14 protein-coding genes and 1 tRNA gene are annotated in these 14,408 nt (G+C 34.1%); 3 read left to right on the forward strand and 12 right to left on the reverse strand.

Annotated features, from left to right (window positions below; genetic code table 11):
- Window positions 1-251: 251 nt before the first annotated feature.
- The gene (gene lepA, locus FEZ18_RS06770; RefSeq protein ID WP_153267621.1) at window positions 252-2,048 is read right to left on the reverse strand and encodes a translation elongation factor 4; all 1,797 of its coding nucleotides are present in this window, start codon (window positions 2,046-2,048) and stop codon (window positions 252-254) included.
- Window positions 2,049-2,547: 499 nt separating this feature from the next.
- Between lepA and dusB the strand changes: the two genes are divergently transcribed.
- Window positions 2,548-3,537: a tRNA dihydrouridine synthase DusB gene (dusB, locus tag FEZ18_RS06775; protein ID WP_153267622.1), complete on the forward strand. Its 990-nt coding sequence runs from the start codon at window positions 2,548-2,550 to the stop codon at window positions 3,535-3,537.
- A 559-nt stretch (window positions 3,538-4,096) separates the two neighbouring features.
- On the opposite strand, the gene FEZ18_RS06780 is transcribed toward dusB, so the two are convergent.
- The 5 genes from FEZ18_RS06780 to rbfA all read right to left on the reverse strand — a co-directional run bounded on the left by FEZ18_RS06780 (window position 4,097) and on the right by rbfA (window position 8,787).
- Window positions 4,097-4,585 (reverse strand): hypothetical protein, encoded by a 489-nt coding sequence (locus tag FEZ18_RS06780; protein WP_153267623.1) that lies wholly within the window; start codon window positions 4,583-4,585, stop codon window positions 4,097-4,099.
- An 801-nt stretch (window positions 4,586-5,386) separates the two neighbouring features.
- The gene (locus tag FEZ18_RS06785) at window positions 5,387-5,788 is read right to left on the reverse strand and encodes an MFS transporter (RefSeq protein ID WP_153267624.1); all 402 of its coding nucleotides are present in this window, start codon (window positions 5,786-5,788) and stop codon (window positions 5,387-5,389) included.
- Window positions 5,789-5,852: 64 nt separating this feature from the next.
- Entirely contained in the window at window positions 5,853-6,938 is a 1,086-nt protein-coding gene (locus FEZ18_RS06790; RefSeq protein ID WP_153267625.1) for a hypothetical protein, read from the reverse strand.
- A gap of 189 nt (window positions 6,939-7,127) precedes the next feature.
- On the reverse strand, window positions 7,128-8,330 hold the full coding sequence (locus FEZ18_RS06795; RefSeq protein ID WP_153267626.1) for an ABC transporter permease: 1,203 nt from the start codon (window positions 8,328-8,330) through the stop codon (window positions 7,128-7,130).
- 58 nt (window positions 8,331-8,388) lie between these two features.
- Window positions 8,389-8,787, reverse strand: a complete 399-nt coding sequence (gene rbfA / locus FEZ18_RS06800) for a 30S ribosome-binding factor RbfA (RefSeq protein ID WP_153267627.1) — start codon at window positions 8,785-8,787, stop codon at window positions 8,389-8,391.
- Window positions 8,788-8,965: 178 nt separating this feature from the next.
- Here rbfA and mce point away from each other — a divergent pair, with 178 nt between their 5' ends.
- Together mce and FEZ18_RS06810 are read left to right on the forward strand one after the other, a co-directional pair.
- Window positions 8,966-9,370 carry a methylmalonyl-CoA epimerase gene (mce, locus tag FEZ18_RS06805; RefSeq protein ID WP_153267628.1) on the forward strand — a complete coding sequence of 135 codons (405 nt, stop codon included), beginning with the start codon at window positions 8,966-8,968 and terminating at the stop codon, window positions 9,368-9,370.
- 85 nt (window positions 9,371-9,455) lie between these two features.
- Window positions 9,456-9,529 (forward strand) — tRNA-Ile (locus FEZ18_RS06810).
- Between the two features lie 250 nt (window positions 9,530-9,779).
- On the opposite strand, the gene FEZ18_RS06815 is transcribed toward FEZ18_RS06810, so the two are convergent.
- The 6 genes from FEZ18_RS06815 to FEZ18_RS06840 form a co-directional block, all read right to left on the reverse strand.
- On the reverse strand, window positions 9,780-10,238 hold the full coding sequence (locus FEZ18_RS06815; protein WP_153267629.1) for a hypothetical protein: 459 nt from the start codon (window positions 10,236-10,238) through the stop codon (window positions 9,780-9,782).
- Window positions 10,239-10,625: 387 nt separating this feature from the next.
- Window positions 10,626-11,054, reverse strand: coding sequence for a hypothetical protein (locus tag FEZ18_RS06820; RefSeq protein WP_153267630.1), 429 nt, complete (start codon window positions 11,052-11,054; stop codon window positions 10,626-10,628).
- 157 nt (window positions 11,055-11,211) lie between these two features.
- Window positions 11,212-11,835, reverse strand: coding sequence for an SIMPL domain-containing protein (locus FEZ18_RS06825; protein WP_153267631.1), 624 nt, complete (start codon window positions 11,833-11,835; stop codon window positions 11,212-11,214).
- A 70-nt stretch (window positions 11,836-11,905) separates the two neighbouring features.
- Window positions 11,906-12,517 carry a collagen-like protein gene (locus FEZ18_RS06830; RefSeq protein ID WP_153267632.1) on the reverse strand — a complete coding sequence of 204 codons (612 nt, stop codon included), beginning with the start codon at window positions 12,515-12,517 and terminating at the stop codon, window positions 11,906-11,908.
- Between the two features lie 182 nt (window positions 12,518-12,699).
- Window positions 12,700-13,398, reverse strand: a complete 699-nt coding sequence (locus FEZ18_RS06835; protein ID WP_153267633.1) for a hypothetical protein — start codon at window positions 13,396-13,398, stop codon at window positions 12,700-12,702.
- Between the two features lie 33 nt (window positions 13,399-13,431).
- Window positions 13,432-14,325: a GAF domain-containing protein gene (locus FEZ18_RS06840; protein WP_153267634.1), complete on the reverse strand. Its 894-nt coding sequence runs from the start codon at window positions 14,323-14,325 to the stop codon at window positions 13,432-13,434.
- Window positions 14,326-14,408 lie beyond the last annotated feature (83 nt).

Here is a 14,408-nt window from a genome sequence, read left to right on the forward strand (position 1 = left end):
CAATTGAAATGAAAAATAGATAGCATAGCATCGTTACGGTAATTATTTTTGATGAAAAATAAGCAAAAAAGAAGCTATTTATTGCGACATTATATATGGGCAAGGTAACATTAAAAAAAAATGTGTAAAGTTCTTTATTTTACAAGAATTGACAGCATCAAAATATTTTTAATCGGACTTTATTGGTTTTAAATATAAGTTTTACTCTGTTTAAATTGTATAATCTTAACGCGGTTTATAGGAACAATGGCTTAATCATTAAGCTTTAAAACCGCCATAAAAGCTTGTTGAGGTATTTCTACATTACCTACTTGGCGCATGCGTTTTTTTCCTTTTTTCTGTTTCTCTAAAAGTTTACGCTTTCTAGAAATATCGCCACCATAACATTTGGCAGTCACATCTTTACGCACGGCTTTAATGGTTTCTCTAGACACAATTTTAGCGCCAATAGCAGCCTGAATTGGAATATCGAATTGCTGACGAGGAATGAGTTCCTTTAATTTTTCACACATTTTTTTACCAATGTGTTGAGCATTATCGGTATGTATTAATGTGGAAAGGGCATCCACAGATAAGCCATTTAATAAAATATCTAAGCGTACTAATTTTGAGGTTTTCATGCCTATTGGCGAATAATCGAAAGAGGCATAACCTTTAGAAACGGTTTTTAAACGGTCGTAAAAATCGAAAACAATTTCTGCAAGTGGCATTTCGAAAGTTAATTCCACACGATCGGCAGTTAAATAGTTTTGATTTATAACAATGCCTCGTTTTTCTATACACAGGGACATGACATTGCCAACAAAATCAGCTTTGGTAATTATAGTCGCTTTAATATACGGTTCTTCAACACGATTTATGGTAGAAGGATCTGGTAAATCGGACGGGTTATTTACAATAAAAGGCACCTCTGGGTTTTTATTGGTGTACGCGTAATAGGAAACGTTGGGAACTGTTGTTATCACGGTCATATCGAACTCACGCTCCAAACGTTCTTGAATAATTTCCATGTGAAGCATACCTAAAAACCCACAACGGAAACCAAAGCCTAAAGCGGCCGAACTCTCTGGCGTAAATACTAGAGAGGCATCATTTAGCTGAAGCTTTTCCATAGAGTTACGCAGCTCTTCGTAATCCTCGGTATCTACAGGGTAAATACCAGCAAAAACCATAGGTTTTACATCTTCAAAACCTTCAATAATATTGGTGGTTGGGTTAGCAAAATCGGTTATGGTATCCCCAACTTTCACTTCTTTAGCGGTTTTAATTCCTGTAATTAAATACCCAACATCACCAGCTTTTACGCTTTGTTTTGGTATTTGGTTAAGTTTTAAAGTCCCTACTTCGTCTGCAAAGTATTCTTTATCGGTCGCAACGAATTTAATTTTTTGTCCTTTTTTTATCTCACCGTTAAACACTCTAAAATAGGTTTCAATACCTCTAAAAGTGTTGTAAACCGAATCGAAAATTAAAGCTTGCAAGGGAGCGTCTGGGTCCCCTTCTGGCGCGGGAACACGCTCTATGATGGCTTCTAATATTTTATCAACTCCAAAACCTGTTTTTCCACTAGCGTGGATAACTTCTTCTGGATCGCAGCCTAATAAATCTACAATATCATCGGTAACTTCTTCAGGATTGGCACTTGGTAAATCTACTTTATTAAGAATAGGAATAATTTCCAAGTCATTTTCTAAGGCCAAATATAAATTAGAAATGGTTTGAGCTTGTATGCTTTGTGCAGCATCTACAATAAGTAAAGCCCCTTCGCAGGCAGCAATAGATCGTGACACCTCGTAGCTAAAATCAACGTGTCCTGGGGTATCAATTAAATTTAAAACATATTTTTCGCCTTTGTATTCATAATCCATTTGGATGGCGTGCGACTTAATGGTTATACCACGTTCGCGCTCTAAATCCATATTGTCTAAAAGCTGATTTTGTTTTTCTCTATCGGTAACCGAACCAGTAAAATCTAACAAACGGTCTGCTAGTGTACTTTTACCGTGATCTATATGTGCAATGATGCAAAAATTTCTAATATTCTTCATAAAGCCGTCTTTCTTAAGAAAAGATGCTGCAAATATAGTTTAATTTTTTGATGCTTAAATAGGTATTTAACCTTGTTTAGCTTGTTTTTGTGGAATTTTTTTGGGTGTATTCTTAGTAACCTAGTTGCGAATCGTATCAAAAATCTATCAATAATGCTGATATAAGGCGGTACGATAATGAAAAAATGTAAGCCCTTAATGTTGTTTTACTTAAGCTTTAAAAACGGTGTATTTTAAATGGGGTTAATAAAATATAGTTGAAAATAGAGGGCTTTGCGCAAACCGGGTTAGTGCGCGGCTTTAAAAATGTTTACTGCTTTTGGGATAGGTCGAATTACTAGCGTGGCTACTGTCTCGATTTTTTTAGACTGTTTTAAGCTAGTCGCTAAGGCAAAATAAAAGGTTAAATGGATTATTTTCAGTTGTTTATAGGAATTCTTCTTAAGGAGTTAAATACGATTAAATAAAAAGATGTAATTTTGCGCTAAAATTAAACAGCTTGGTTAAAATAGATCACATAGAATTACCTGATTTTCCGTTACTTTTAGCACCTATGGAAGATGTTAGCGACCCGCCATTTCGCGCCTTATGCAAGGAGCAAGGGGCTGATGTGGTGTATACCGAGTTTGTATCAAGCGAAGGTCTTATACGTAACGCTGCAAAAAGTGTTATGAAGCTGGATATTTACGAAAAGGAGCGCCCAGTTGGCATTCAAATTTTTGGAGCGAACTTAGATAGTATGCTGCAAACTATTGATATTGTTTCGGCATCAAATCCAGATATTATTGATATTAATTTTGGTTGTCCCGTAAAAAAAGTAGTGAGTAAAGGGGCTGGAGCAGGCATTTTAAAAGATGTTTGCTTAATGGAAAGCCTCACTGCCGAAATGGTAAAACGCACCAACATACCCATTACCGTAAAAACGCGTTTGGGCTGGGATCATGACTCTATAAAAATTCTTGAAGTGGCCGAACGCTTGCAAGATGTGGGCTGTAAAGCCATTTCTATACATGGGCGTACGCGTATGCAAATGTATAAGGGATCGGCCGACTGGAAACCCATAGCTCAGGTTAAAAACAACCCGCGCATGCACATTCCTGTATTTGGAAATGGCGATGTAGATACCCCAGAAAAAGCGGTTTTAATGCGTGATGAATACGGTTTAGATGGTGCTATGATTGGTCGTGCCAGCATTGGTAACCCTTGGTTTTTTAAGCAAGTAAAACACTTTTTTAAAACAGGCGAACATTTAGCGCCCATTAGCTTAGAAGAACGTGTTGAAGCAGCGCGCAAGCATTTGCAAATGTCAATAGATTGGAAAGGTGAAACCTTGGGGGTTTTAGAAACCCGACGTCATTATACCAACTATTTTAAAGGCATTCCGCACTTTAAAGAATACCGTATGAAAATGGTAACAAGCAACGACTCTAAGGCGGTGTTTGCCACTTTTGATGAGGTTTTAGAAACCTTTGCAGATTATCAGTTTTAGTTTAGTAGCCAATCGCGATTAAATATTTTTTTGGGCAAATGGCAAGCCACCGCGCTATTCGCTATATCTTTTTAAAAGCTCTGGCGCCTAACCAGAAAACTGGGTATTCTAGCAAATAATTGCATTAAAATCGACATCTTGCTGTTTTGCGCTTTTAAAAAGGATGCCGCTACTATCGCTTTTGCACGTGTTTGTTAGGTTTGTTTTTAATGCCAGAGATCAATTTTTGCTTGCCAAAAACATGAGTTCATTTTGTTTATTAAAAAGCTCTATACGCTAGGAACGAAAACTAAACACTTAAAACAAAAGCCATAAAAATAAATCCGACTGTAACTATAAAACTATTATAAGCCCAAAAGTTAAGCTTACAAATAGAATAGCATTATAAGCAAACAAAAGCCTATGTTAAATTAGTGAAACTCCAACTCCAGATAAGGGCGAGGGTATTTTTTAAGAGTTTGGCAACTGGCTTTAGTTTCTTAAAACTGTGCTTCACAGCACCTGTTTTGCTTATGGTAAAAAAAAGAGGTATACCATGAAACCCAAAGACGAAAACACACTAATTTTCGTCTTCGGGTTTTATAAATTCAGATTTATATTTTTCTAAAAATGCGCGCTGTCGCTCTAGCATTTGTTGTCTTATATGGTCAATATCCATAAAATCGGATCCAAAATCGCTTTTAAAAAATTCATCATTAAAAAAACGACGACTAAAAAGTGAATCTTGAGAGAAAATAGTATCAAAGCCTTCATTTTCAAAACCGGAAAAGTCTGTAAAAAATCGCGATTTAAAAGCTTCCATTAAGCTGTCTCGTTGAATCGCAGAGAGGTCTTTATACCTGTGATCTGAAGACCAAGAATAAATACTGTCGTATCTAATAAGGTTTCCGTTTTCATCAAAGGTTTTGTTTACTTTCCAAGATCCTTTTGGTTGTTCAACCTGTTCATTTTTATGATCTTTTGTGTGCTTATTTTTTGTTTCGTTTTGCTGTGCGTTGCACCCCAAGCTAAATAAGCCCACTACAACTAATAAAATAAACTTTTTCATATCTATAAAATTTAAATTAAACACATAATAACGTTGTTCTAAAAAAATAGTTAATGACCGGTTTTAACCTTTTTAGCAGTTATGCCATACACCATATAACGCATCTATAGGGTTGAATTATACTTATAATTAGCTGAGATGAAACCCCATATAAGTTCTTGTTTAGGCGAGCTGCTAAATGGCTCGGAACCAAAATAAAATTACAATTATGGTATAATATTTATTTGGTTTTTAAAATAAATTGAAATCAAAAAAAATGCCAAAAATTAACCTAAATAGTTAGTGATATAAAACCACCGTTAAAAGGCTTTAATTGTGTTAAGTGTTTATGATTAAGGATGTTAATTAATGAAAAAAATGACAATTTGACATTTTTAAAGAGTAAAAATCATAATGTTTTTAATCACTAGTGTCCGATTAAAAATATTAAAATGCTGTCCATCCTTTTAAAATTAAGAACTTTGCGCGTTTTTTAAAATGTCACCTTGCTTATTTGAAATAATTATTAAGATTTAAAGGAACTATTTTGTTAATTTAAAGTACTTCTGTTTATCAGTTAGTTAGAATCAAGTCTTGGTTCTTATATCTATTAGCGAAGCGGTCTTATGTCTTTTGTCGGACATTAATGATTTTTAATGCTATATAATTGCAATTCAGGATAAAAACATTATCCAGTTATTTAAATTAATGGCTGGAGTTTATGTTGTATTTAACTTAAAGGTTCTTGTTAAAGTTTAAAAAAGGATCTGTTCTCACATTTTCATTCTAAATAACCATGAGATTTGAGATTACAAGTACATTTTAACTTAATTTCATTACAATATTATCTTGGGTTGGTCTAATTAGAATGAGATATATAATGATTAGAATTCCAAAAATCATAAAATCTTTGTTTAAAAACAGTATTAAAAACGCGGCCCCTTCTAACACGGCCCATCGCATGATGGAGGCACTTTGATAAAACGTTATCTTCTCTTCTAATTTTAGTGAGGCGTCTATGTTTTTTAATTGCGAATTAAATAAAAAATTACTCAAAAGGTAAGCCATTACAGGTATTAAGATGTACATAATGTGAGCTGTATTTGAGCTATCAAAATTAAATTGAGTTAGCGCATTTATATCTCCTAAAAATAAATAAGCGATAATTAGACCAAGACATAATGCGAAATGAATGATTTGAATAACTTTTATTTTTTGCTGCATTTTGGTTTGTGTTTGTTAACGTGTTTTGTTAATTGCGGGTTAAATAAGTCTAAATAGGGCTTTATCATTTCCAAAACCTCCACCAATTCTTATTGTTTCTTTCATTAGGCATTTTAATTCCGCGTCTTTTATATTCTTTCATAATTTCACTCATAGTTGTTAATGCTTCAGTATTGGTTCGTGCATTAGGAATACTTAGAACTCGATTAAATTCTTTATCTAAGCTATCTTTTGAAAGATTCGTAAATTCTATTTCACTCGAAATGTCGTTATCAATAGAGCTAGGTGCAATTAAACTTCCATTATATAGAAATTTGAATTTAACCTGGCTAGAAGCCAAAGCTTCCGACATTATTTGCAACATTTCATTCTTTTCAATTTGTTCAATGTAAGAGTTGCATTTATCAATTAGGCTTTGGTTTTTAGAAATACTATTATTTAGTTTGAAAGTTATTTCGCCTCCAAATGATTTTCTGTGCATGATCATTAGCAAAACTTGTTGGAGGGAAGTGTTAACATCTTTTGTTAAATCTTCAATGTTTTTACTATTTAATTCTATAGAATAGTTTTGATCTTTGTTTTCTGAGATCACAAAATTTTCTTGGTTGTCATTTTTAGGTAAATCTTCACCACCCATGGCAACGATTTCTCCATTTTGAACTAAAAAAACCTTGTCTGAAATTTTGTCTTGCTGTGGATTGTCGAAATATTGTTTGATCACTACAGGTAGCTTTAATCGCATAGGTGAATTAGAATCGATTGCAATTAACAATCCTTTAAATGGAATACCAACCATTAGATTGTCACTGCCTAATTCTTTTGCTATTTTAATCATAAAGTCATTATCCAAAATCTTTTCGCTCGCATATTCATTGCCTTCTGCAAATAAAATTTTTGAACCTTCTGCCTCAGTAATTTGATAGGTAACATCAATCGATTTAAGGTTCGAAATAGCTTCTTCTTTAATTTTCGGGAACCTTATATTAAAATCGTTTTCATTGGAGGCAGAGTCGAATATAATCATTCTGTCACTATCTTTTCCGTAGGCCACTACTGGTGAAATTTTATCATCAAAAAGGTTCTCCTTAAAAAATAGTGTTTCATTTTTTCTATAATCAGAAGTTTTTAATATTGGTAAGATTTTAGTCATTCAGTTTTTGATTTAAGTATACATGTAATAAACTTATACAATTCCTACAACAAAACAAAATCACAAACGAACAGAAACCCTCCATAGCAGGTTTGCCCGCGAGAAGGATTGCAGCGGCATCCTTTTTGTTTTTCTCAAAAAGATACAGCGAAAAGCCTGTTTGCCTTTTTTGGCAACTCGCCCAAATTATTAAGACGCTATTAGTTTTTTGGTAACGCGGTTGGATGCGATTTTAGAGGCGACTATGCCTAAAATGCTTATCGTAAAAAATACAATGGTAAAGTTTTTTAATTGAATGCTCATGGGGTAGGGCAGTGTTGGTGTAATGGGTACAAGTTCGAATTGTATTTGAATAAACACCACAATTAAGCCTATTAAGAGGCCTATTATGGTTCCAAAAACCGTTATTATAGTGCCTTGCAAAAAAAAGATATTTCGGATGTTTTTTATAGGAAGTCCCAGGTTAAAAAGCGTTTTTAGAGAGGGTTGCTTTTCTAATATCATCATGATGATGGCTCCCATAACATTAAAAATTAATAATCCAGAAACCATAGTAAGTAGCAAGTAAACCATAAGGTTTTCACTATTAATCATTTTATATAAGGCATCATTAAGTTGCGCCCGGTTTTTAATAATAATGTTATCACCCAAAATAGTTTGAATGTCCAGTTTTGCTTGAGTCTGGCTTACGCCATTGGCTAGTTTAAATTCGAGTGCAGCGATTTGGTTGGGTTTATAGTTAAGTAGGTTTTGTGCCAATGCGATGCTTGTAAACACATAGCTGGTGTTTAGGTTTTCGTTAATATCGAAAACACCAACGTTAACCACTTTTACCGTGCTAAAGGCGCTTTTAATGGAGGTTATGGGGCCTTTTCCCGGTTTTGGCACATACAAATTTAGGGGTTTGGTGAAGTTTAATGCGCCTAGGGATAGGTTGTTAGAAATATTCCAGCCAACAACAATCTCGTTGGATTTGTCGTCTAGCCAACGGCCTTCAGAAATTACAGAATCTATGGCAACCACGTTTTTAAAATGCCCATCGACGCCTTTTATGGTGGCTAAATAATTCTTGTCGTTTGTGGCTATAATAACCCGTTCTTCAATAATTTTTGAAACTTGTTCAACCGATTCTAATTGTCTTAGTTTATCGAGGTCTTCGTCGCTTATAAAAAACGATTTGCCTACGGCGCTTTCGGCTTTTAAATCGGGGTCGACAATAGAGGAGAATTCTAGCGTAAAATCTTTTAATCCCGCAAATCCAGAAAGTGCTATAAATAAGGATGCAGCTCCTAAAATAATACCTAAAATCGCAATTTTGCTAATAATATTAATGGCATTATTGCTGCTTTTAGAGATTAAATAACGTTTGGCAATGTGAAGTGACACTTTCATGCTTTAAATATAAAAATAAAATGCGTTTTAATTTAAAGCATCATGCTTTTAGGACGGTTTAAGATTTTTTGCGTTTATCTAAAGACGTTGGATCTTTTATTGGATTGTCTTCTCCTTTTAAGGACTTATCAATTTGGTCGATGTATTCTAAGGAATCGTCAATAAAAAACTCCAATTTTGGCATACGTCTTAACTGGTGTTTGGTGCGTTGCGCTAATTCGTGCTTAATTAAGGGTGCGTTCGATTTTATGCCCTCGATAAGCTCTTGAGCTTTTTGGTTTGGAAAAATACTTAAATATACTTTTGCAAAGGCTAAATCGACCGTTACTTTTACCTTAGATACCGAAATGATAATGCCATGTAAGCCCCCCTCGGTTGCTGCACGTTGTAAAACGTCTACTAAATCGCGTTGCAAAACCGACGCTATTTTTTTTTGTCTTTGACTTTCTTCTTCCAATGAATTGCTTTTTTATAAGTTGTTAGTGTATAAATTACTGGTTTGTAGAATATACCTAATAACATATTCTCGGGCAAAAATAATGGATATTTAAAGATTATCTTACTATTTTAACGAAATTTGTATAATTAGGTTTGTGCGATAACGCAGATTTACACCTATACTTAAGCATTTTGTTATGAATAAGATTGAACATATTGGTATTGCTGTTAAAAACCTTGACGATTCTAACGCATTGTTTTCTAAATTATTTGGGAAGCCCCACTATAAAATTGAGGAGGTGGCGAGCGAAGGCGTAAACACGTCTTTTTTTAAAGTGGGCGATAATAAGATTGAATTATTAGAAGCCACGACTAAAACCAGCCCTATTGCAAAATTTATTGAAAAAAAAGGCGAAGGTATTCATCATATCGCTTTTGATGTAGATGATATTCGCGCCGAAATTAAAAGGCTTAAAAATGAGGGCTTTAAAATGATAAATGAAACCCCAAAGTTGGGCGCCGACAATAAATTAGTGGCTTTTTTACACCCAAAATCTTCAAATGGTGTTTTAATTGAGTTGTGTCAAGAGATAAAAAAATAATTTTTCTTGTAAACAATCAAAATAAGTAGTAATATTGCACTCTCTTTGAAAAAGGAGAAAGTAATAAGTTAGCCTTAGGCTAATGGGTCCTATAACTCAGCTGGTTAGAGTATCTGACTCATAATCAGAAAGTCCCTGGTTCGAGCCCAGGTGGGACCACCCAGAAACCCTTCAAAACATTGATTTTGAAGGGTTTGTTTTTTTAAAGAGAATTTTAAGTCAAGACTATACAGGGATCAAGACAAAATGTTGCGTCTAAGCAAAAAATGAGGTTAATCTAAAAAGGAAAATTTCCGCATTTGATCGCCTCTAAACGGTGATTAATGGGCTTTTATTTATTTCTCTTTAGTTCGTAATTTATCTTGGCTGTTTTAAAATAGAGAACCTGTAGGTTTAAAGTGGTTTATTGTTATTTCCAAAACTGCCACCAGCTCTTTTTGTTTACATGAGATTCTGGAATTGTACTGGCTTTTTTTGTTGTGTTTAATTGGCTTGCTGCAACGATTTCATCAAAAACTCCTGCGATTTCGTAAAATGAACTTATAGAATCGAACAGGCCTTGGGCACTTATAAACTTGTATACTTTTGAGATGGGTGACACGGTATAAGACCTTATTTTAATGCAAAAACCATGTTTGTTTTCTATCCAAGTGCCGTTATAATTTTTAACCATACACACCCCTATGAAGGAGCCAATTTTATAAGAAATATGTTGTTTTTCTTTGTCACTTTTTTGTTCATAATGGGCTCTATTATCATTTATTTCATTTTCAATAATTTTGATTCCTTCAAGATTATAATCTATAGAGAAGTGGGATCTTACTTTTTCGGCGAGATCGTTAATCTGAGTTAAAGTATCATTATCCATAGTTTCGATGACATCATTTTATTGAGCTGTTTTCATTACGATTAGAAATCAACCTTGCAGCCAATATTTAAATTAAGTGATGGCTTCGTTGCTAAATTGTTGATAAAGCATAGTGATGCGTTTAAAGGTCTCATTTACAAGTAAGATTAATTAGCAAGTGGGACACGGTTTTTTGAGGCAGGTTTTGTACTGTTTAATGTGCTTTTCTTTAAACGATAAATGCCATTGGTTGGCTCTTCGTTAATTTCAAAGTGGTTTAGTCGATATTTTTTTGTTGAGGTTTTAAGCTCTAAAAATACTTGGTAGTCAAAAAACCGATAGTATTGTTGATGTGATCTTGATTTATTGATGTGTTTTCTTATTTTTTACTCAGTATTTTTTTTTTTTTTAATTGGCAATCACACGCTTATATATAATGCCTTCAGTTCTATATACAATAAGCATTGTATTGGCTAAATTATTGGTGTAAAATTCTGGTGTACTTGTTGTTTTCCAGTCTTTTGCGCGCGCTTCAATAATTTTTTCAGTCCAATTTAAATTGTAATCTGTGAAATCTATTTTTTGCATGCCTTCCGTCCATTTGTCTACGTTAGACGGTGTTACTCGAATCGCAAATTTATAGTCCCAAGACGATGCGCCAGGAATCGAAGTTGGTCTTCTTTTGGAAAACCCATTAACATTAAACAATTCAAATTCGGCGTTATAAAAATCACTATTCGACTTAATTTCTTTTTTTAATTGCGCCACACGTTCTTCTGTAGTTTTAAATGCATCGCTATCCAATAGACTAGAGCTGTTTATGTCTGTACAGCTCATGCAACCCATTGTTATTATCACTATTATAAGCGTTAATCTTTTCATTATGATTATGAGATAAGACTGCGTATATGGTCTTTATAATTTCCTTAAGGTAAGGAATTCCAATAGTAAAGGATTATAATGTTATTGGATTTTGCTTCATTTTTTATAGGATTCACTTTACCGAAAATACCACATTAAGCGAATAAATATATTGAGCAGCAGGTTTGTCGTGGTATAGATACGTTTCAATGTCTTCTCCCAATCGGTTATTTAAATCTTCTATTTCCTGTATGTCCCCAAGTTCTTTGCCCATGGCCGCTGCAATGGTTTTTGCGCTTTCTTTAGCGCTATTTATGGCTTTTTGGCTTAATGCTATAGCCTCTGCTTTGTCTATAGTAAGCACCGAAACATAACTTGTAATGTTCACGCCTAACGATTTTACCTTAAGGAAGTTTATCATTTTTTCTATGGATGTAGTTCGGTATTCATAAAGCGTTCCTTCTTTACCATAGTTCATCGTTTCATAGCCAAAATCGTTGGGGTTTTCTTTTAAATCAATCCAAGAAATACCTTTGGCCTCAAGAGCCGATCTGTATTGTTTTTTTAGTATGTCTATTGTAGTGAGTTCAGACTGAAGACTTGAATAGGTATTGCTAAGTGAAATGATGGCCTTAAATTCTGGCGTATCATCGATGTAAAATGCACGCGCATTTACTTTTATTGTTGTTGGCTTTTGTTGTGCTATGGTTAAAAACGGGACCAACACGATTGCTATTAACACTATTGTTTTTTTCATGATGCTGTCTTTGTATTAAAAAAAATAGCCCTTACTTAACATTAGGGAGAAAAGTTAAGGGCTATAGCTATTAATCGGGGATGTTAAAGTGGTCTATAATTTCTTGGTAGGTCATGGTAGTGTAATCCAAACCCGAGGATTTTGAACCTGTCGATTCTGAGTTACCATTGCGATTACTACTAACAGGGTTGCCTCCAGGGATAATCACATATCTAAAGTCATCAAAAAAAGTAAATAAATTAGATCCCCCATCTAGAGTTGACACTTGAATTCTGAGCGAATAACCACCATTAAAACTCGAGATATTAAAACCGTAATACTCTTGTTGCGATGCTAGGATGTAAGGAAGTTGATAGACCTCAGATACAAGAACATTCACCTCATTTCTTCCATAGACTAGTAGTACATCTTCATCAAAATCAATATCGTTAAGCCCCAATGTAGCTATCAATTGTTGATTAGTTTCAGATGCAACCGCAATATCAAAATCACGTACAATCCAATCAGAATAAATAACATTGGCGGTACCTGTATCTCCTTGGGCTCCATCAGCTCCAGCTTCACCTGGTTCTCCCTGTTCTCCTTTGGGACCAGTAGCGCCATCTCTACCATCATCTGGCGAGCAAGCGAATAGCATACTTGCTATAAAAAGAACACTAAATAATTGTTTTGTAAATTTCATAATTGTTTTTTTTAAGTTTATAATTCAAAAGTATGCTTAGCTTACAATACTAAAGTCCAGTTTCTTTAACTGTTAAAGAATTGGGACAATTTTATATCGGTAAAGAGGCATATTGTGTGCCTTTTTCTAACACAACAGGTTAATTTCTAATGAAGTGGTAGTTTAGTGGTTTTGTCTTACCACTATAGTATGCCGCAATATCCTATTGTGAGGTAATGAATATTTCCTGTATTATTTTGAGAGTTACCCGAAGGTCTTTGCACACCGAAACCATATCTAATTCTAACAAAAGTGATAGCGGTATTATTATTTTTAGAGCCTCTTTTTATATCAAAATTAACCCCGAAATTATAAGTTTTAGATTTCAATAAAGGGTCCTTTCTCCATGTTGATTGCTCTGAAGGTTCTCTTATCGGGTTTAAGCTTATAGAACCAATACCTAAAAAGGGTGATAATTTAATGCGATTTGTATGGTAAACCTCATAGCTTAATGACAACTCCGCTAAAAAACTGATGAGCCGATATCCTTTGTCCAACGTTTCAGAAGAATAATCAAATTCGGTTTTTGTTTTATTAAATCCAATAGCGTTTCTTACAGAGATATCAAGTGTTTTATAGCGCAGATAAATGGCAAGACCAACAGGCGCATAGTTTGTATAATTTTCATTTAGACTCCCTGTATAGAAGATATAACCGCTATAAACCTCAAGACCAAAGCCAATATCTTTAAAACTGAAGGGTTTATTCGTGTTAATATGGCTTTGTAATGAGTGCTTTCTAACATCTCTAACTTTATTTAAGCCTTCGTTTGTAAAATAAGTTTGGCTATAGAGACCGTTAGATAGTATGAGCACAAGCAAAAACCTAAATATTTTAATCATAGTACTTTTTAATTGTGTTACTGGTTGCTTTTCTTATGAATTGCTACACTTTAAAAAGCGTTGACTTTTATACGCCATAGGTGTAAAACCTGTATGTTTTTTAAAGGCTGAATAAAAGGTAGATTTTGAATTAAAACCAGCTTCTAATCCTAGTGATACGATGGTGTAATGGGCAAATTCTTCGGAATGAAGATGCTTTTTTACATCTTCTACACGGTATTCGTTTATAAAATCGATAAAACTTTTATTTAGTAACGTATTTATCATGCTTGAAAGATAGCAGGCCGAAATCCCTAAATTTTCTGCAGTAGAGGATAGGCTTAAACAAGGGTTTCGATAGATTTTACTTAAACGCATTAAAGCTTCAAGTTTTTTAAAGTATTGATTGGCTCTTGAAAATGGTTTACGTGTTTTAGTCTGAATTTCTCTTATTCTTTGTGAACATAAAGCGGCAACTATGGTAAGCAGGTGTAGATGTTTTTCGGTAAAGAAATTGGGCTCAGGATGTTCGGAGTCTATAATACCAAAAAGCGTATCGTCCATAAGTATTGGGATACATATTTCAGAACATCGTGCTTCGTCATCAATAATATAACGCTTATCTTGCGTAGTATTTGGAATAATTTCTGCTTGTTTACTTAGTGCAACATGGCCTACAATGCCCTCCCCAAGTGATATCTCGATACAATTGTAGATAATATTTTCAAAAGGATTTTTTTGACCATAAGCAGCCTTTTGATGCAGTATGCCTTTTTCTTTATCAAGCACGTAAATAACGCAGTCCACAAATCCTAATTGATGAATAACGTTTTTAGTAATGGCCCAAAGCACTTCCTCTACTGAATCTTTCTGATAAAGTGATGTTGAAAAAAAACTAATGGCTTTAATATCGTCTAATACATGGTTTGAATTATATGTGTTGTTCATGACTTTAGGCTTTTAAATTAAGCAAGAGCGTTTATTTTGAAAACGGGAAATAGACAACAACTTGGGATGGTGTTTAGTATAGT

This window comes from Oceanihabitans sp. IOP_32 (assembly GCF_009498295.1).
In the GTDB taxonomy this organism is placed as follows: Bacteria; Bacteroidota; Bacteroidia; order Flavobacteriales; family Flavobacteriaceae; genus Wocania; species Wocania indica.